The sequence below is a fragment of the Blochmannia endosymbiont of Camponotus sp. genome (genome assembly GCF_023586365.1).
Taxonomy (GTDB): Bacteria; Pseudomonadota; Gammaproteobacteria; order Enterobacterales; family Enterobacteriaceae; genus Blochmanniella.
On sequence record NZ_CP097759.1, the window covers coordinates 201198 to 222562 of the forward strand.

At 28.7% G+C, this 21365-nt stretch carries 18 protein-coding genes; 2 read left to right on the top strand and 16 right to left on the bottom strand.

What is annotated here, in order from left to right:
- Positions 1-47: 47 nt before the first annotated feature.
- The 16 genes from sufE to prfA all read right to left on the bottom strand — a co-directional run bounded on the left by sufE (position 48) and on the right by prfA (position 19112).
- Complete coding sequence (sufE, locus tag M9407_RS00830; protein ID WP_250237277.1) at positions 48-476, bottom strand: cysteine desulfuration protein SufE; 429 nt, start codon at positions 474-476, stop codon at positions 48-50.
- Between the two features lie 18 nt (positions 477-494).
- Entirely contained in the window at positions 495-1721 is a 1227-nt protein-coding gene (locus M9407_RS00835; protein ID WP_250237278.1) for a SufS family cysteine desulfurase, read from the bottom strand.
- Positions 1718-3007 (bottom strand): Fe-S cluster assembly protein SufD, encoded by a 1290-nt coding sequence (gene sufD, locus M9407_RS00840; RefSeq protein ID WP_250237279.1) that lies wholly within the window; start codon positions 3005-3007, stop codon positions 1718-1720. The genes M9407_RS00835 and sufD overlap by 4 nt, the downstream gene beginning before the upstream one ends.
- Positions 2988-3728 carry a Fe-S cluster assembly ATPase SufC gene (gene sufC, locus M9407_RS00845; protein ID WP_250237280.1) on the bottom strand — a complete coding sequence of 247 codons (741 nt, stop codon included), beginning with the start codon at positions 3726-3728 and terminating at the stop codon, positions 2988-2990. The genes sufD and sufC overlap by 20 nt, the downstream gene beginning before the upstream one ends.
- Before the next feature lie 57 nt (positions 3729-3785).
- Complete coding sequence (gene sufB, locus M9407_RS00850; protein WP_250237281.1) at positions 3786-5282, bottom strand: Fe-S cluster assembly protein SufB; 1497 nt, start codon at positions 5280-5282, stop codon at positions 3786-3788.
- Between the two features lie 15 nt (positions 5283-5297).
- Complete coding sequence (gene sufA / locus M9407_RS00855; protein ID WP_250237282.1) at positions 5298-5678, bottom strand: Fe-S cluster assembly scaffold SufA; 381 nt, start codon at positions 5676-5678, stop codon at positions 5298-5300.
- A gap of 488 nt (positions 5679-6166) precedes the next feature.
- Positions 6167-7183, bottom strand: coding sequence for a lipoate--protein ligase (locus tag M9407_RS00860; RefSeq protein ID WP_250237283.1), 1017 nt, complete (start codon positions 7181-7183; stop codon positions 6167-6169).
- 593 nt (positions 7184-7776) lie between these two features.
- A complete protein-coding gene (gene pheT / locus M9407_RS00865) occupies positions 7777-10170 on the bottom strand; it encodes a phenylalanine--tRNA ligase subunit beta (RefSeq protein WP_250237284.1) in 2394 nt (797 codons plus the stop codon).
- Positions 10171-11178: a phenylalanine--tRNA ligase subunit alpha gene (pheS, locus tag M9407_RS00870; protein ID WP_250237285.1), complete on the bottom strand. Its 1008-nt coding sequence runs from the start codon at positions 11176-11178 to the stop codon at positions 10171-10173.
- Between the two features lie 187 nt (positions 11179-11365).
- Positions 11366-11728, bottom strand: coding sequence for a 50S ribosomal protein L20 (gene rplT, locus M9407_RS00875; protein WP_250237286.1), 363 nt, complete (start codon positions 11726-11728; stop codon positions 11366-11368).
- A 73-nt stretch (positions 11729-11801) separates the two neighbouring features.
- The gene (rpmI, locus tag M9407_RS00880) at positions 11802-11999 is read right to left on the bottom strand and encodes a 50S ribosomal protein L35 (protein WP_250237287.1); all 198 of its coding nucleotides are present in this window, start codon (positions 11997-11999) and stop codon (positions 11802-11804) included.
- A 62-nt stretch (positions 12000-12061) separates the two neighbouring features.
- Complete coding sequence (infC, locus tag M9407_RS00885) at positions 12062-12601, bottom strand: translation initiation factor IF-3 (RefSeq protein ID WP_250237439.1); 540 nt, start codon at positions 12599-12601, stop codon at positions 12062-12064.
- A 6-nt stretch (positions 12602-12607) separates the two neighbouring features.
- Complete coding sequence (gene thrS / locus M9407_RS00890; protein ID WP_250237288.1) at positions 12608-13834, bottom strand: threonine--tRNA ligase; 1227 nt, start codon at positions 13832-13834, stop codon at positions 12608-12610.
- Positions 13835-16025: 2191 nt separating this feature from the next.
- Entirely contained in the window at positions 16026-16859 is an 834-nt protein-coding gene (kdsA, locus tag M9407_RS00895; protein ID WP_250237289.1) for a 3-deoxy-8-phosphooctulonate synthase, read from the bottom strand.
- A gap of 334 nt (positions 16860-17193) precedes the next feature.
- On the bottom strand, positions 17194-18030 hold the full coding sequence (gene prmC / locus M9407_RS00900) for a peptide chain release factor N(5)-glutamine methyltransferase (RefSeq protein ID WP_250237290.1): 837 nt from the start codon (positions 18028-18030) through the stop codon (positions 17194-17196).
- Positions 18030-19112, bottom strand: a complete 1083-nt coding sequence (gene prfA, locus M9407_RS00905) for a peptide chain release factor 1 (RefSeq protein ID WP_250237291.1) — start codon at positions 19110-19112, stop codon at positions 18030-18032. Before prfA ends, prmC begins: the two co-directional genes overlap by 1 nt.
- Positions 19113-19793: 681 nt before the next feature.
- On the opposite strand from prfA, the gene lolB reads away from it, so the two are divergent.
- Together lolB and ispE are read left to right on the top strand one after the other, a co-directional pair.
- A complete protein-coding gene (gene lolB / locus M9407_RS00910; RefSeq protein ID WP_250237292.1) occupies positions 19794-20411 on the top strand; it encodes a lipoprotein insertase outer membrane protein LolB in 618 nt (205 codons plus the stop codon).
- Complete coding sequence (gene ispE, locus M9407_RS00915; RefSeq protein WP_250237293.1) at positions 20408-21295, top strand: 4-(cytidine 5'-diphospho)-2-C-methyl-D-erythritol kinase; 888 nt, start codon at positions 20408-20410, stop codon at positions 21293-21295. Before lolB ends, ispE begins: the two co-directional genes overlap by 4 nt.
- The last annotated feature ends 70 nt before the right edge of the window (positions 21296-21365 follow it).

Below are 21365 nucleotides of genomic sequence, written 5' to 3' on the forward strand. Positions count from 1 at the left end.
TTAGATTATATTATAAATAATATTTAAAATGAGAGATGGGTTATAGTTTACAGAGAGGATTCGGCTTGGGATCGTATAGAGTCTAGTATCAAGTGTATTCCCTGAGATCGGGACATACTTAAGTTTTGTTTTAATTGTAATTGATTTATTAGAAAGGGTTTAACATCAAAGTTGGCGGTTTCTTGTAAACTTAATCCTTGATATAAGCTGAATATTATCGTGATGATTCCTTTAACGATAGAAGAATCGCTATATCCATATAATTTGATCGACTTTTCATGAGGTACTGTAGAAGTAATCAAAGCAATCCATGTTTGGCTTTGGCACCCAGAGATTAAATATTTTTGTGTACGCATATTTTCTGGGAATGCAGGTAATAACTTTCCAAGATCAATTATATATATATATTTTTCTTCCCAATTAATACAACTTAAGAAATTTTTTAATAATTGGTTTTTTGTTGGAAACTTTGTCATCGTTATTAGAATAATTGTTCATTGGTTCAGTAAATATTGCACTTTAATTAGTCCATGTACTAGACGATCAATATCTTCTTTGTTTGTGTACATGGCTAATGATGCGCGACACATACCTGGTACTTTAAAATAATTCATAATAGGTATTGCGCAATGATGTCCTGTGCGTATGGCAATGCCATATTGATTTAATAACATCCCAATATCATATGAGTGATGCGTTCCTAAATTAAAAGCAATAATACCAACTCGTGTACTTGGTCCGTATAGCATTAAATTTGGAATTTTTTTTAATGTGTCTACAGCGTAACACATTAATTGATCTTCGTAATTATAAATTTTGTCAACACCTATTGTATTGATGTATTTAATAGCATTGCCTAATCCTATGATACCACTAATATTAGGAGATCCTGATTCAAATTTCCAAGGAGAATCTATAAATGTTGTATCTTGAATTAAACTTACATTTCGCACTATTCCGCCTCCTACTATCCATGGGGGCATTTTTTGAAGTAATTCTTTTTTTCCATACATAATGCCAATACCAGAAGGCCCGTATATTTTATGCCCAGAAAATACATAAAAATCACAATCTAATTTTTGTACATCTACTGATTGATGTACGATGCCTTGTGCGCCATCTATTAAGATTAGAGTGTCACTTTTTTTTCGTGCTATACTAATTATTTCTGTTAATGGATTAATTGTTCCTAAAACATTAGAAATATGTGATATCGATAAGAGTCGAGTACGATTATTTATAATTTTGGATAATCTGGATATATCTAATGTACCGTTAGGAGTTAATGGTATATAATGTAATATAATTTTTTTATGTTTTGATAATATTTGCCATGGAACGATATTGGCATGGTGTTCCATTTCGCTAATAACAATATTATCTCCATAATTTATAAAATTGTGTCCCCAACTGTTGGCAATTAAGTTAATAGCTTCAGTAGTACTTTTGACAAAAACAATTTCTTCTTTAGATGCATTAATAAAATTAGCTATATATAAGCGTACTGTTTCCATTTGATTAGTTGATTCAATACTCAACGTGTGAATACCTCGATGCACGGCAGCATACTCATTACGATAGTAATGAGTTTGTGAGTCTATGACAATATTAGGTTTTTGAGAAGATGCGGCGCTATCCAGATAAGTAAGAGGGTATTGATTTACCATTCGGTTCAGTATAGGAAAATCTGATCTAATTTTTTCTATAGGATAAGTTATCATATTATGATCCTTGTTAAAGCTTTATTGATTTTCGTCAATACAATATTCTGTAACATAGTATTTTCAAGTGATCCTATAATTTCAATAGCAAAAGCATAAATAAGCATTCTTAAAGCATCTTTTTTTGGAATACCGCGTGTGCTTAGATAAAATAGCTGATCGGTATCAATGTGCCCTATTGTTGCTCCATGGCTGCATTTTACATCGTCTGAGTAAATTTCAAGTTTAGGTATACTATTAATAGTTGCATCTTGGTTTAACAATAAATTATTGTTTATCATTATTCCATCAGTTTTTATAGAATCTGGATTTACTTTTATTAGCCCATTAAATACACCAGTACTGTAATTACATGCTATTATTTTATGTAATTGCCTGCTTGATGCGTATTCTTGATTGTTGTGTTCTAAATAAGTGCATATGTTTCCAATATCTTGTTCTGATAGAAAAAGTAAACTATTTAATGATAAAGATGATCCTGCGTGATTGATTTGAGCGCTGGTTTGATGAGATGTAAATTTAGGACCAAGAATAACAAAGATACTACTGTTTACATTTGAAAATTGTCCTATATTAATATCATTATGTGCTATATGATAACTTGCATTATTCTCACATATTAATTTGACGTGATCTAATTTAGATCGTTTTCCTGTTGTCATAGACATACGGGCGCCACTGAAATGACCGTTTTTATTTATACTAATAAAATGTTCTATGACGCATGTGTTAGAATCGTGCCCAATTTGAAGATGGTGATGATAATGAGATGTAACTAATTTATTTTTTATGTTAGATCCTTCATTAATATATAGTAAATATAATGGTTTTTTTGTTATTTTTTTTGTAGGTAAATTTATCTGTATTGTTGCATCACTTAAGTATTCAGTTAGATATAAAAATATTTCTGGTTGAATGGGATCAGTCATATTATGCCGATTGGGATTACGATTGATTTTGAGGATCCATGGATCAATATTTTTATCACTTAATTCAGGTGAAAATAGACCGTTGATAAATGTTAAGCGATAAGCATCTATTGGAAAACTTAATTTTTCATATTGCGGTGTATTTAATTCAAAATTTTTAGAAAATTCAAAATTATATGTTAAAAATTCTTCAAATGCAGTATGTTTCCAATTGTCCTTTTTAATATTCGGTAATCCAAGTATTTTAATACGTTCCCAATATTTATGTGACAAATTTGAATTAATATTATTTTTTTGTTTAAATAATTCGTACCATTCGTTTAATACTCGATTTTTATTATCCAGACAACCAACCATAGCCTTTTTCCTCAAGCTTTTTGACTAAAGAGATATCACCAGATTTTACAATATGACCTTTATGTAGAATATGAACATAATCCGGTTTAATATATTCTAAAATTCTTTGATAATGCGTAATAATGACAAATGAACGTATTTTATCGCTTAATATATTAAGGCTATTATAAACAATTTTTATTGCATCAATATCTAAACCAGAATCTGTTTCATCAAGAATACATAGTAATGGTTCTAACATCATCATTTGAAGAATATCATTACGTTTTTTTTCTCCTCCAGAAAATCCAACGTTTACTGATCGAGTCAAAAGGTCATTAGGCATTTTTAATAATGTCATATTTTTTTGAACGAGTTGGGTAAAATCAAACCGATCCATAAGAGGTTGGTGTCTATATTTACGTACAGCATTAACGGCGTGGTGTAAAAATGATTGATTGCTGATTCCTGGAATATCTACTGGATGCTGAAATGCTACAAAAATTCCTTCTCCTGCACGTTCTTCTGGCTTCAAGAGTAATAAATTTTTATTTTTAAATAATATTTCTCCATTAGTAACAACATAATCTTTTTGACCAGATAATGTGGCAGATAATGTACTTTTTCCTGATCCATTAGGTCCCATGATGATGTGTATTTCCCCGGGATTAATTTCTAAATTTAATTTTTTTAGAATAGATATACTTTTTACGTTGACATTCAAATTTTTTATTAATAGCATCACGACTTCTCCTGTTTTGAATGACTATGATTAAGGCAAGTGCTTGCATTATAAATTTTATCCAACGCTGTGTTCTAAAGTAATTTCTAGTAATTTTTGTGCTTCTACAGAAAATTCTAAAGGTAATTTAGAAAATATATCCTTGCAAAATCCATTTACAATCATAGAAATAGCATCATCTTCATTAATTCCGCGTTGCCGGCAATAAAACAGTTGATTATCGCTGATACGTGAAGTTGTAGCTTCATGTTCTAACTGTGAATGATTGTTATGTGATTCAATGATAGGAAAGGTATGAGAACTACATTTTTTACCTATCAACATAGAATCACACTGTGTAAAATTGCGTGAATTTGAAGCAGTTTTCATAATTTTAACTAGTCCTCGATAAGTATTTTGGCTGTTTCCAAGAGCAATGCCTTTTGAAATAATGGTTGAACGCGTATTTTCTCCTATATGAATCATTTTTGTTCCAGTATCTGCTTGTTGTGTACCATTGGTAACAGCGACTGAAAAAAACTCTCCAATAGAGTTTTTTCCTTTTAAAATTACACTAGGATATTTCCAAGTGATAGCAGAGCCAGATTCAGATTGAGTCCACGACATTTTAGCATTTTCTCCAGAACATAGCGCTCGTTTAGTAACGAAGTTTAAAATGCCACCTTGAGAGTTTTGGTTGCCAGAAAACCAATTTTGTACCGTTGAATATTTTACTTGAGCATCTTTTAGTACGATCACTTCCACAACTGCTGCGTGAAGTTGATAATTATTGTGGATTGGCGCCGAACATCCTTCAATATAGCTCACATAGCTACCTGTATCTGCAACTAAAATAGTACGTTCAAATTGTCCGGTTTTTTTAGAATTCATACGGAAGTAAGTTGATAATTCCATAGGACAACGTACATTTTTAGGAATATATACAAATGTACCATCAGACACAACCGCAGCATTAAGTGCGGCAAAAAAGTTATCTTTAAAAGATACTACAGTTCCTAAATATTGGCGTACCAAATCTGGGTAATCTCGAATAGCGTCGTGAAATGAACAAAAAATAATACCTTTTTTTAGTAAAGTATTACGGAATGTAGTAGATACAGAAACTGAGTCAAATATAGCATCAACCGCTACGTTTCCTTTTTCATATACTGGGATTCCTAATTTGTTAAAGGTTTGTTCTACTTCTTTGGTTAAGTATTTTGATTTATTTAAAAAAGGGTTTGTATTTTTTTGTATTTTATGGGTTTTTTGTGTAGTTGCGCATGCCGGAGCAGAAAAATAGCTATAGGAATTATAGTTAAGTTTTTGATAGTTCCCTTTTAACCAATGCGGTTCTTTCATATTACACCAAGCATAATAACCTGAAAGCCTAAATTCTAGCATCCATTTGGGTTCTAATCTTTTTTTTGAAATAGCGTATATTATATCTTTATTAATACCTTGCTTGAGTTCTTCATTATTTAATGTAGTAAAAAACCCTTCTTTATAATACGAATTATTATTCTTAGATAAATTGTTGTTAACATTATATATGTTAGAGTTATTGCGTATCATAATAATACCTGTTTTTTAAATACTAAAACTTTCACCGCACCCACAGGAATGTTGAGCCTGAGGATTATTAAATTTAAACATATGATTTAATCCTTCTCGTACATAATCTAATTCGGTTCCATCGACAAATGGCATGGCGTATAGTGGCACGAATAATTTAGCGCCGTTACGTTCATACATTAGGTTATTATCGTCTAATGACATAACTTTATCCATGAGATATGTAAATCCTGCGCATCCTGATTTTTTTATGGTTACTTTTAATCCTAATATATTAGGATCTTTATTTTTTAAGTGAAGAATTTGTTGCGCTGCCGCATCAGTTAGTGTTAGGCCATTCCAAGAAATATGTTTTTTGGATATGCAGTGTATAATTTTTTTGACATCATTTTTCATGATAAATTCCTTTGAATTTATTATGCAACTATTTATCATAGTAAATACTCAATTGTTTTTGATTGCATAAATACATATAAAATTATAAAAATGTGTACGTAAGGATATGACTCTACATATCTAATTATATTAGAATGATAATTTATCATCATATATTCATTTTTATAAATTTCCATGCACATGTAATGATTATTTGAAATTTAGCGCAGTATCTATTTTAATAAAATTGTGCATAAAGACAGGTTTTATAGTATCCTTCTACCATTGATTTTCCTATTTTAAATAGTAAAAATGCAACTAATTTGAAGATTCCTACTATAATATAACATATTATAGTAGCATATATAAGTGATTAATTTTAAAAAATTAATCGCAGATATTTCATATGAATCTAGTTATAATTAATACATATAATCACATATATGTAATTATGTTAAAAATCTTAAAAACTTAACGAAAATTAGAGCTCAGTCAAAATTAACAGTGAATTAAGATATTGTTTTGATTAACCAATTAGAAACCTCTGATAATTCTTTTTTGTATTGAGGCCAGCTTTGCATCCATTCTTTACAGCAACGTAGAATGCTTTTACTGTTATATGGGATACCTACTAATTTTGCTGCTAATATTTCTAAAGGACCTGGGTCTAAACTGTCAGTAAAAATGTGGCTACGATGAATGATTCCACGCTCTATGTCGCAATGTAATGTTACGCTGCCCCAATCAAAACGGGTATCCAATTGATGCGTAAATGCAGGAGCGCTACCAAAATTCCAGTTCCAGTCACGTTGTTTGCTGAATTGTTGAAAAAATTCTGGGATTTTACAGAAATTATCTATAGATAATATTTCTGGTTTTACTCTCATACCATAATGCTGGAAAAATGCTTCTGTTAATCCTCGACATACTTCTTGGTGATTAATACCAGGTTTGAATTCATTTAAATTAGCAACTCTTGATCGAATAGAGGTAATCCCTTTGGTTTTTAATTTTTTAAAATCTGGATTAAGATAATAAGCGAGTTTATCAATATCAACGTGTAAAAGTAATGTACCGTGATGAAATTTACGTCCAGATGTTTCACGATATGCAGACCCACTAATTTTACGTTCTCCATTCGCTGTACGTATGACAATATCATTTCGCCCAGAAATAATAGCCTGAATTCCAATATAACTTAATCCATTCAAAACTATATTATAGGACACGCTCTTATCATAATGTTCTTGAGTAGAAATAAAAGTAAAACAAGTGTTGCCTAAATCATGAAACACAGCGCCGCCCCCGCTATTTCTTCTAGCTAATTTAATTCCATCTCGTTCCATACGACGAGTATTACATTCTTTCCATGCGTTTTGAGCGCGTCCTATAACTACTGTATTTTGATTTCTCCATAAAAATAGTATAGATTGATTTTTAGGTATGTTTTTAAAAATATATTCTTCAAGTGATAAATTAAACCAGGGATCGTAAGAGTCAGATAATAATAATCGCAAAGAACACATAGCTTCTCCTTTGTCAATACTTAATATTTAAGCGCAAATCTTATATCTGAAATACAATTATACTATCACTAATAATAGTCATTATTAAATTATTTTTTATTAAATTATCAGCATTGAAAACAAATTTTTATATATATTTTTTAATTTATAAATTATATATAACGAACACAAATAGTTCAATGAATGGTAATGAATATAAGTTTCATCATTATTTTAAATATTATTACAATAAAATATATTATCTATTATGATAGAGATATTATATTTTATATATAAAACAGTTAAATATTTTTTATATAAATTTAAAATCTTTATTCAATGAATTTTAAGACAAGATATAGGTATTTTTATTTTTTTAGATAATTAATGCTATATATATATAGCATTAATTATCTATATGCATATCTACTATGTGTAGTATACGAGTTTTTTTATTCTTGAAAGGTTAAGCGATTACAAGAATTAAAGGGCATATATATATATATATATATATATATGCAATACATTGATCTACAACTCATTTATTGATCATTTTCGTTAGAATAATATGAAAACAGGATTTAAACACGATAATAATAACAATACAAATATTATCATCTCAAGGTGCCGTGGAAACGTTTTTTCAAAATTATCGAACATTTGTTAACAATATCAGAAATTTCTTCTTCTTTTAAAGTATGGGTTTTACTTTGTAAAAATAATCTAATAGTAAAACTTTTAAAACCTTTTGCAATATTTTGGCCTTTGTAAACATCAAATAACTTGATGTCAATTAATTGATCTTCGTTAGCAATTTTTTTACATTCAGTAATGACAGATTCTGAGGCTACCTTGTTTGGTACGATTATAGAAATATCACGGAAATTTTTAGGAAATTTAGAAATGGTAGTAATTTTAGATGATATAAATTGAGAAATCATATTCCACGACAATTCGAAGACGAGCGCCTGTGAACGTAAATTTAATTTCATTTGTATAGTAGGATGAATCATTCCAATATATCCAATACATATATTTTTCAAATAAATTGCTGCACTTTGCCCGGAATGTAGTGCGGGATGTGTATATTTTTTAAATCTAACATAATGTAACTTATTAGTTATGTTTAATACAGCTTCTACATCTCCTTTTATATCGTAAAAATCTACTGGATATATTTTTTTCAGATCCCAGTGTTCATTAAATCTGAGTCCGGATCGTATACCAGCTATCATCAAATTTTGATTTACTTGATTTTCAGAATTTTTTTGTGGAATAAAACATATACCGCTTTCAAATAATTTAATTTGTTTTTGTTGTCTATTTTGATTATATATTACTGTTTTGATTAATCCAGACCATAAAGATAGCCTCATAGTAGACATGTCTAACGTAATTGGATTTTTTAAAATTAATGGAATTTTTTGTGGGTGTAATAATTTTTGAATATCATAACTTACGAAACTATATGTTATTATTTCTTGATAACCGCGATCTATTAATAAATTTTTTACTCTTGATAACGGTATGGTTGATGGATGGGACCGATCTGTTATTAAGTTTGTGAAAAGAGAAACACGAGGGATATTGTTATATCCATGAATACGTGTTATTTCTGCTATCAAATTTTCTTCTATAGAAATATCAAAACGCCAAGTTGGTGGGAGTATTTTCCAGCTGTTGTTTAAAAATTCTGATTGAAAACCAAGTCGTTTTAAAATATGTGTGATTTCTGAATCTAAGATACGAAATCCAATAATTTTGTCTAATTTATCTCGATTTAATATAATATTGGTAGGTTTTGGCAACATACTTTTGTGAGTTATGTTTATTATCGGACCAGGATAACCACCACAGCTTTTTATTAATAATGAGGTGACACGATCTAAAGCTAATTTAGATATACTTGGATCGACTCCTCGTGCATAACGAAAGGAATAAGGATCATGCAGATGATATAAAGCGGATTGACTCGCGATAACAGACGGAGTAAAAAAAGCAGATTGTAACATTATATGACGAGTTTCAGAACAAATAGAATATTTATTTGGAGTGATTGTTCCAGCGATTGATAATGGTTTTTTACAATCAGAGATGACTATTGTATTTGGGAATAGTTTTAAATAATTATCATTAGATAATGTCAGAATTTCTCCGATTTCGGAAATACGTATACGTATTATGTTACCATCAATTTTTTTATAATCAAACACATGAATCGGATGTCCTAGTTCTAGTAATACATAGTTAACAATATCTATAACTATATTAACTGCACAGATTCCGCAGCGACGTAATTTTTCTGCTATCCATAAGGGCGTGGGGGCGGTAACATGAATATTTTTTAAAATTCTTCCTAAGTATTGCGGGCATGCATCCGGAGCTTCAATAGAAATAGGGATAGTATCATTAATTGTTGGAATAATTGATTCTATTTTTATTTTTTTTAATTTTAAATGATTTATAGCTGCTATTTCTCTAGAAATTCCGATTATACTAAGACAATCTCCTCTATTAGGAGTAATGTTGATTTCAATAATATTATCATTAAGACGTAAATAGTTATAAAAGTTTTCTCCAATAGGCGCATTTACAGGCAATTCTATTATACCTACTGTGTGATTAATGATTCCTAATGTTGAGAAAGAACATAATATCCCTTCTGATTGTTTACCTTGTATCGTTTTTGATTTAATTTTACGTCCATTTGGTAATATTGCTCCTATTTTAGCAACAACTACTCGAATATTTTTACGACAATTAGAAGCATCACAAACAATATTTAATAATTCATCATCACCGTTATTGACTTTTGTTATCCATGCATTATGCAAATTAGGATGTATTTTGCATTCTACAATTTCACCAATAACTATTCCATAGAAAATATTAGTAACAGGTTTTAATTCATTAACTTTAAATCCAGCCATGGTTAATTGATCAGCTAATTCAATGCTACTAATGGGTGGATTTGTCCATTCGCGTATCCACATTTCACTAAATTTCATTTAAATATCCTTATATTGCTTAAATTGATCAAGAAATTGTAAATCATTTTTAAAAAAAACTCGTATATCGTCAATGTTATATTGCAGCATTGTTAATCGTTCTATTCCTATTCCAAAGGCAAATCCTGAAAATTTTTTTGTATCAATGTCAACATGATGTAATATTTTGGGATGTACCATGCCGCATCCTAAAAGTTCTAACCAATTTCCAGTTTCTTGTTTCATTACATCTATTTCCGCCGATGGTTCTGTAAATGGAAAATAAGACGGTCTAAAACGTAAAATAATATCCTTTTCAAAAAAGTTATATAAAAAATCATACAATATTTTTTTTAGATAACTGAAGTTAACGTGAGAATCCACCATTAATCCTTCCATTTGATGAAACATAGGTGTATGATTTTGATCGTAATCTTTGCGGTATACTCGTCCAAAAGAAATGATACGAATTGGGGGAGTTTTATTAGTCATTGCACGTATTTGAACGCCGGAGGTGTGTGTACGAAGTAAACGTTTTTCGTCAAACCAAAAGGTATCATGTTCATCTCGGGAAGGATGATATTTAGAAATATTTAAGGAGTCGAAATTAAAATAATCATCTTCAATTTCTGGACTATGTATTATGGAGAATCCTAAAGTGTTAAAAAAAATCTTCATGCGTTTTATAGTACTTGTTATTGGATGATGTGTCCCTATATCCGATAAACGTCCTGGTAAAGTAACATCTAATGTATCGGTGATTAAGGTGTTTTTTATATTTTTTGATTGTAAAATATTTTTTTGTTCAATAAATAATGTGTATATATCTTTTTTGGCTTGATTAATAGCTGCGCCTAATTTAGGTTTAATATCTGATGGGGTATCATTAATATTTTTAATATGTTGATTCAGGTATCCTTTTTTGCCTAAAAATTTAATACGTATTGCTTCTAACGCATCTATATTATTAGATTGCATTATATTTGATTTTGCTAGTATAACTAATTTTTTTACCAGATCTAATGACATAAATACCCTCGTGTCACTATATTTATATAGTGCTGTTTTTATTAATTTAATATATATAATTAATAGTTGCGTGATATTTTTAATTTGATTAATTGTATTAATTATTAAATTTTATTAATACCAATTTTTGTTGTATTATTATTATGAATTTAATATTTCATAAACATGTATTTCTGATTGAGTAGATTTATGTATGTTCGAGATTAATCTTTGCTTTATCGATTAAGGCAGAGAAAGTCTTTTTATCAAAAATAGCTATATCAGCAAGCATTTTTCTGTTAATACACACATCAGATTTTTGTAATCCATGGATTAAGTAATTATAAGACATGCCATATTTACGTGATGCGGCGTTGATGCGGCTAATCCACAATCGACGAAATAAACGTTTCTTCTGACGACGATCGCGATAAGAATATTGTCCAGATTTTATAACTGATTGATAGGCAACACGATAAGTACGTGATCTTGCGCCATAGTAACCAGCTGCTTGTTTTAAAATTTTTTTATGGCGAGCGCGGGCTACTACACTATTTTTTACGCGTGTCATATGTATTACTCTCCTAGTAATGTAAGCGATGGCATATATTGAAGTTTGACCTAATAATTAAGACAACATTAATCTATATGTATGGTAAATACTTCATAATTGTAGTTGCATAAATTTTAGGGAGTATAGATTTGTGACGTAAATGACGTTTATGTTTTGTAGATTTCTTTGTTAAAATATGTCGCATATAAGCATGTCTATGTTTATATTTCCCTAAAGCTGTTATTTTAAATCGTTTGCTAGCTGCTTGAAGTGTTTTAATTTTACGCATAAGCTAATCTCTATAATTTTTAATTATATGTGCTAACGCTAGTATATAGATACTATAAATTATTATTTCTTTTTTGGCGCTAAAATCATAGTCATTTGGCGCCCTTCAATTTTGTTAGAGAAAAATTCTACTGTTGTTAACTCATGTAATTCATGACGTATTCGGTACAATATCTTTGCGCCAAGTTGGTGGTGTACCAACTCTCCTCCTCTAAAACGTAAGGTGATTTTGACTTTATCCCCTCCATTAAGGAATTTAATTAAATTACGCAATTTGACTTGATAGTCTCCTTCATCAGTGCCTGGTCTGAATTTTATTTCTTTAACATGAATCACCTTTTGTTTTTTCTTTTGTTCTTTCGTAGACTTATTCTTTTCGTATAAAAATTTACCGTAATTCATAATTCTACACACAGGTGGATCGGAATTAGGGCTAACTTCAACTAAATCAAGACCGATGTCTTCGGATTGCTTCAGCGCTTCATATAAACTAACCACACCAATTTGTTTTCCGTCTACTCCGGTTAGACGGACTTTTTTAGCACTAATTTCTCTATTAATACGATTTAATCGTATTGATTGTATTTTTTTTGCGGATTTAATAATATGTTATTCCTCCATTTGATGAAGACTGTAACTGTTAATTTCGCGTAGTAATTTTTTTATAAATATGTCAATATTACAGTTTTTTAATGTTTGGCCTCGATATGTACGTATAGCTACTGTATTTTGGTTCATTTCTTTATTTCCGCAAATTAACATATAAGGTACGCGTTGTAAGGTGTAATAACGAATTTTAAATCCTATTTTCTCATTTCTCAAGTCTACTTTTGTTCTTATTTTTTTATTTACTAGTTTTTTTTCTATAACAGAAATATATTCAGATTGTTGATCAGTGACATTCATGAGTACAACCTGCGTTGGGGCTAACCATGTTGGGAAAAATCCTGCATATTCTTCTGTTATTAAACCAATAAATCGTTCCATGGAACCAAGGATCGCTCTATGAATCATTACGGGGACTACGCGATTATTATGGTGATCGATATAATGTGCATTTAATAGATTTGGCAATGAAAAATCCAATTGTATTGTACCACATTGCCAAGTTCTATCTAAAGAATCAAGTAAAGCAAATTCTATTTTAGGCCCATAAAATGCGCCATCATTAGGTTGATATTGAAATGAAATATTATTGTGTTGAAGTGCAGTAGATAAATGTTGTTCTGCCGTATCCCATGTCGAATCTGTACCAATTCGTTTGGTAGGGCGAGTAGATAATTTTACTAAAATTTTTTTAAAACTGAATGTATTATATACATCATACATCATCTTAATGCAATGGTTCAATTCGTCAAATATTTGTGTTTTTGTACAAAAAATATGACCATCATCTTGGGTGAATTCTCGTGTTCTCATGAGTCCATGTAAAGATCCAGATGGTTCGTTTCTATAGCAATTTCCAAATTCAGCTATACGACAAGGCAAATCTTTATAAGACTTAATTCCCTGATTAAAAATTTGAATATGTCCTGGACAATTCATCGGTTTAATACAATAGTCATGACTTTCTGAAGAAGTAGTAAATATATGTTCATGGTAATTATCCCAGTGGCCTGTTTTTTTCCATAATGTATGATTAATCATGGCAGGGCTTTTCACTTCTTGATATTCATACACTTTAAGTTGCGTTCGTATAATTTTTTTTAATTCTTGTAATAAAATCCATCCATTTTGATGCCAAAATACCATACCGGGAGCATCTTTTTGTGTATGGTATAAATGTAGTTGTTTCGCAAGGTTGCGATGATCATTTTTTTTAGATACTTGTGACATATTTTTGTGAGTTATACTTTATTATTTTTAGTTCTATAAAGACTACAAATACGTGTAATTTTTAATTTTACTGTTTTTTATCCAGTAAAACTCAGAAATTTTAGATAATTTAAAATTCTGATAACCCTGATGTTTAAGTATGTATAGTCCATGATATATATTTATGTATTTTTCATGATAATATAACCTGGCATGTTCAATAGGGTAAATATTTTTCATTTATAATTAATATTTTATATTTTTTCAGAAAATGATAGAGAAAGTTTCTTTATTTTTCTTGTAGATAGAATTAGCTATAATATTTGTATTTTTATTAGTAAGCATTAGCCGTGTTTCCTATAATTACTAGGTTATCTTTAGAAAGGTAATTAATATAAGATCTATGTCATAATAAAATCCTATGTTTGTTATTGGATTGCAATCTATTTGGTTGCATTATAATAGACTAATTTTTTCATTGCGTGTCTTGATAAATATGTATAAGAAAGTAATCGCTGCCATTTTACATCATATTCTGTATAATAAACTCCAATGTTTAAATTATGATGTATTAAATCGACAATATCAATACACTTAACTATTGTCTGATTAAATAAATAATTTTTTATATAAATTTAGACGCGTACCTCGATAAACTTATAGAAGAGATAGACAATAATTGTATGATTTTTCGTTTCGCAAGGTTGTCGCAAGTATTCATGATTTACTCATACTATGAATATCATATACCGGTCATCTCTTGTAATAGAATTAAATGTTTTAAGTCTATTTTTTAAATTTTTCATTGGATGCTCTACATATAAGCCATGTAGAATCATTAAATATTAAATATACAATAGTATACTTAATATTTATTCTGATCACATCATAGGGATAAATATTTATTCTGAATAAAATCATAGAGTACTTGTAGAGATTTTAAATTTATTGATGTTTATAAAATATTTTCCCCTCGCATAGTAACACCTATTTCATTCTATCATAATATTATTATATGTGAAAAATATAAAATTCTAAAAACTATGTTTAATTTAATTGATGTGTTTTAAATGATTAATAATAATATTAATTTTTAATTAATACATATATATTTCATAAGAAGTGTATAGAGGTTCATATTTAGAAGTGGATTCTTTTTTATGTTTTACCAAATGCTGGAGTTTATAATCAGTAGTTATGTTGTCTTTGGATTTGATCAGTCTATTTGTAGCAGATTAATAACTCTTGCTATCTTGAGTTTATAAAGATTATGAGTTTTTAAAAATAGATAATAATTTTTTAATTAATTATTTAATACATTTAATATTTTAAATCAAGGTAATTCTGTATTTAAATTGTTCATTAACATACATTAAAAATCTAATAAAATGCAAGATAGTTTAAGTTTATTTAAAATAAAACACATTAGATTTTTTTAAATAAAATGAATATTTATAGGTAACTAATATATATCTATTTTTGGTTTACTATATAAAGATACAAGGTACTACTTTTATAGTGTTTCATATGCTTTATCGTATTATATTGTTTATTTAAATAATCATATTTTATCATTATAATTCTTGATACATTTACTGATGTAAGATTGCAATATTATTAATATGGTTTTTTATAGAAGTAAACGTATTAATCATAATAAGTTATGATATACGTAATATAAATATAATCCATCAACAATTGTCATTTAATATGATAATATTGATGGACATGAATAAAAGTTCAAAATCTATATAATAATAAAATTTTAGATGATAACAAAAATGATAGATATTCAACAAAGTTTAGAAAATCAATAAATATTATTTTTTATGATTTTTGAGTTAATTTTTATATTGTAAGTTATTTTAGGATTATATTCTTATTTATTAATTGGTATTGATCTTAGTAAACTTTAATTGTCAAAACATTAAGTGTTTGATTTAGCCATACCGTATGTATGATAATTTTTACTATAATTAGTATATTTTGTATTATTAAATTTATATATTTAAATTTTGATTAAAAATTTTTTAAACAGATATCATCATGATTATAGTAATTTTAAAAATTGTAAGCATTCCTAATTGCATTAAAAATAAAATCCATTCAAGATTTTTACATGAAATATAAAATTTAGGTATATTTTTTAAAAAAAATAATTTCCAATTAGAAAATTTTTGTATTATTAATTTAAGATTTTAAGTATGTGATTTCAAAAAGATTTGACTAGTTCATCAATAGCTTTCATTTGTGTTAAAAAATTTTCTAATTGATTTAAGGGTAATGCAGAAGATCCATCACATTTAGCGCTATGAGGATTGGGGTGTGCCTCAAGAAATAATCCGGCTATGCCTACTGCTGTGCTAGCTCTAGCTATATCATAAATTTGTATATTTCTTCCTCCAGAAATAGGACTTAATGGATTACGTCTTTGTAAAGCATGCGTAACATCTACTATTATCGGACAGCCTTTGGAAACGTGATTCATTACGTTGAATCCTAACATATCCACTATCAAGTTATCATAACCAAATAAAGTTCCTCGTTCACATAAAATAATTTTTTTATTGCTAAATGAACGACATTTTTTAACAATATGTACAATTTGTGTAGGACTCATATATTGTGGTTTTTTTATATTAATTGGCATACCAGTTTGAGCAATAGATGCGATTAAATCAGTTTGGCGAGCTAAAAACGCAGGAATCTGTAGTACATCTACTACTTCTGATACAGTTTTTACTTGGTAAATTTCATGTACATCAGTCATAAGTTTGACTCCAAATATTTTCTGTAATTCTTGAAGTAGGAGCAAACCTTCTTCTAATCCTGGTCCACGATATGAGTCAATTGATGAACGATTTGCTTTGTCGAAAGATGCTTTAAATATATGCGGTATATTAAGTTTATGAGTTATGTTCACGTAATGCTCACAAACTTTCATAGTTATTTCTCGTGACTCTAAAACGTTCATCCCTCCAAATAATACAAACGGTAAATTGTTGGATACTTGTATGTCAGAGATTTTGACTATTAATTGTTGCATGTATATATTTCCAATATTTTTTAATTTTAAGATCATAAAATTGTAAATTTATTAATATTAGTACTAATATTTATTGAAGACGCCATAGTATATCAGCCACGTAATGATCATTATTTAGCTATAATTTAATCAAGTAAATCTATTTTAATATAAAAGATTAGTTGAATTTAAATATTTATACAGCAAAGAAATATGATTTTTTATAGATATAAATATCTTGTTTTTACGGTCATTTAATTTGTGATTTTTTATTGGTTTTTAATTTATTTATTTAACTCACATTATTCTGTCAGTTAAATATGTACTATTTATTTGTGTTTGTTAACGTAATTTTCTAATGAGATTTCCATTTTCCGTATGTTACACGTTCATAATGATGATAATCACGTATCGTATGGATATGAGTAAATCCAAATTTGAAAAATAACGTGCGCATATAATTTCCTTGATTCCATCCATGTTCCAAAACCAGCCATCCATTCTGGCGTAAATATTGAGTAGAATATTTACAAATTATTGTTAAATCTTCTAAGCCTTCTTGTTCTGATACTAATGCATTTTTAGGTTCAAAAAACATATCGCTAGATTGCAAGCATGAATCATTTTTATCGATATATGGTGGGTTACTAACAATAAGATTAAATTTTTTCTTCCTTAAATATTTAAACCAATTTCCATATATAAATTTTACATTTTTAAAATTAAGTAAAAGCTTATTTCTATGAGCAAGAAATAATGCTTGTTTTTGACAGTCTATCCCTGTAATATTCCAGTTTGGTCGTTCTGATGCAAGAGCTAAAGCTATTGTGCCTACTCCAGTTCCTAGATCTAAAACATTTAGGTGAGATACTTTTAATAGATCAAATACATGTTTTACTAAACATTCAGTATCTGGTCTAGGAATGAATGTACCTGGCGAAACCTTAAGGTCTAAGGACCAAAATTCCTTTGAACCAACGAGATAAGCTATAGGTTCTCCCTTTTTTCTTCGATAGATTAAAGATCTTAACTGAATAATAGTGTCATATTCTAATAGTGATTCTCCAAATCCTAACAATTGGGTACGAGATTTTTTGGTAACTTGGCTTAAAATAATCTCTGCATCTCTCTTTGAGCTGATGGATTTTTTTAGTTTTAAATTGGCCCAATTTAACCATTGATCCCATGTCATTATTCTAACTCTAATAATTTATTAAGTTGATCGGATTGATGTTGATTGATAATAGGTTGTATCAAGATATCTAATTCTCCGTTCATTATTTCATTTAATTTATATGATGTAAAAGAAATACGATGATCAGTAATTCGACCTTGTTGAAAATTATATGTGCGAATGCGATCAGATCGATCTCCAGTACCTAGCAAATTACGTCGGGTGTAAGATACTTCTTGTTGTCGACGCTTCACTGCAATAGCATGCAATCGCGAACCCAGTACTGATAATGCTTTAGCTTTATTTTTATGTTGTGAGCGTTCGTCTTGGCATTCTACAACTAATCCACTTGGTATATGGGTAATACGGATTGCTGAATCGGTAGTATTTACATGTTGTCCTCCGGCACCTGATGATCGAAAGCTATCGATTCTTAAGTCATGAGGATCAATACTAGGTAATTCAATATCTGGTATCTCTGGAATTACAGCGATTGTGCAGGTGGAAGTATGAATTCGGCCTTGAGACTCAGTATGTGGTATTCTTTGAACGCGATGTCCTCCAGATTCGAATTTTAAGAGACTATATGCGCCTCTATAAGGAATTTTGGCGATAATTTCTTTATAACCACCGCATTCTCCATAAGTAGCATTGATAATTTCCGTTTTCCATCGACGAACCTCTGAATAACGAGCATACATTCGAAATAATTCTCCCGTAAAAATTGCTGCTTCTTTTCCGCCAGTTCCAGCTCGTAGTTCAATAAAACAACCTAGCTTATCATTGGAATCGGTGGGTAATAATAGTATTTTTAAGTTCTTTTCAATATTATTTTGATTTAAATAGAATGTTTTTAGCTCATCTTGAGCGATATCGTGCATATCTATATCTGTAAGCAATTTTTTTGTATTAGTTATTTCTTGTTTTATATCTAACCAACGTTCAAAACAAATAACTATTTCAGATAATCGAGCGTGTTCCTGAGCTAAAGTACAAAAACGTTTTTTGTCATCAATTACATTAGATTTACTAAGTAATTTTTCTAATACATTAAAACGTTCTTGTAAAGCTATTAATTTCTTGATAATGATAGGATTCATATATCTTTATCTTAAGGAGAGGCGGGTTTTTATTTAGATAAAAATTGGTAACACCAATAATTACCAATATAATTTAAGTATATATTGCGTTTTTGAAGATATTATCGATTTTTTATACGCCATAAATTATATTTAGACCATATTTACATGTAAATATTAATAGAACTATACATTTTTGTTTATAAATAATATTAAAGTAGCAACATACCAGAATGATATCATATATTTTGTATTTATACAATAATTTATTTTTTTATTTTTTTGCAACATATGCGCCTTGTGAGTGATGAATATTTATTATTAAATAGATTTGTAACAGTCATTAAGGATTGTATTTGTGTATATAATTAATATTATTAAAACAATGTCCAAGTTTTTTATTAGTTTAAATGATACTTAATCATTATGATTATTTATGTAATAAATTAATATGTATGCATATGGATATTTGAATAAATAGTGAAAATTAAAGTATTGAGATTTAAAAAATTAAATAGAAAAAAATTGTGTGTTTTTGTTTAAAAATGTTAAGTATTAAATTTAATACACATTTAGATAATTTAAAACATTATTTCTCTTGATTAGTAGATAGGTGATTATATTTAAGATGTGAGTTTTAAGGTGAATGGAATAAATAAAATTTATGTTTTTGCAAATAGTTTTTTAAATTTTAATATTTAAATGTATCAACATAGGTGTTTTCGAGTGTTTGGTGTAGTGATGTTGATCTGTGTTTCTTGTGTTTATCATCATAATTTTGGTTTGTATGAAGATAAATTAGTATGTATGTGGAATAATCATAAGAAATCAATATCCCGGATATTTTATTACCAAACACAAGGTACTATTATTTATTCAGTTAATCACCAAAAGAAGATGCATTTTAGGTTTATTTGGATTCATAATAATGATAATAATTATTGCATGAAATTATTTAATATTTTTGGGTTAACTATAATTTCTATATCTGTAGAAAATGGAGTTGTTTGTATTTTAAATGGTATAATTTATCAAAATGAGGATTTTAAAAATGAAATACAAAAATGGGTTATAGATTTTAACTATTTTTTGAATCAATTACAACAATGGATCATTGGATTACCTGGTAGTGATACGGAATATAATCTGAATGCTATCGGTTGTCTATCTCATGTAAATTGTTGTTATGACAATAAAAATATATCTATATATTATCGTCGTTATTATGCTAATAGCGTACCAATTTTACCTAAAGTCTTGGATGCGTATTATGATCAACATCATATTAAGTTAGTAATTAATAATTGGAATGTACGATGAATTATCAATGGCCCTCTCCAGGAAAACTTAATTTATTTTTATATGTAACTGGGCGTCGTGCAGACGGATACCATTACTTGCAGACATTATTTCAATTTATTGAGTATGGTGATACGATCGAAATACTTGTAACAAATAATGGTAGAATTAGATTATTTACTATTATGAACGATTTGGTATGTTGTGATAATTTAATTATACGAGCAGCAAAATTATTACAACATTATTGTTGGCCAAATAAAAAACCGGCATTCGGTGCAGATATTTTTCTTGATAAAGTATTGCCTATTGGATCTGGTTTAGGGGGCGCTTCTTCTAATGCAGCAACTGTATTAATGGTACTTAATCAACAATGGCGCTGTTATTTGAACAAACATGTTTTAATGCATTTAGGTTTGATGTTAGGAGCTGATGTGCCGGTTTTTCTGTACGGGCATTCAGCATTTGCTGAAGGTATTGGAAATATATTAACACCAGTTTTTGTGCCTAACAAATGGTACCTTATTCTCGTTCCATCAATTCAAATTAGTACTGCGTGGGGTTTTCAAATGTATGAATTAGAGAATCATTGTTATTCTCCATCTCGTTCAATGAGAGAGTTATTGTCTGTTTCATTTCATAATGATTTCGAAGAAATTATAAAAAAAATATCTCCTGAAGTAAAAATTTTTTTTGCATGTTTGTCGCAATTCGCATTAGCACGACTTACAGGAACAGGATCTTGTATTTTTTCTGAATTCAAGACTGAACACCTTGCTTATCAAATTCAAAGTTGTTTACCATCATGGATCAACAGTATTATAACACGAGGAATAAATCTATCTCCATTGCATCAAAAATTATTAAAATATACTACATATAGTATTATAATTTTCTTATATTAGTAAAATGTCTTACTATCATCGCCTATATTAATTATATAGATACTTAATAGTATTAGAAAAGATAAAATTA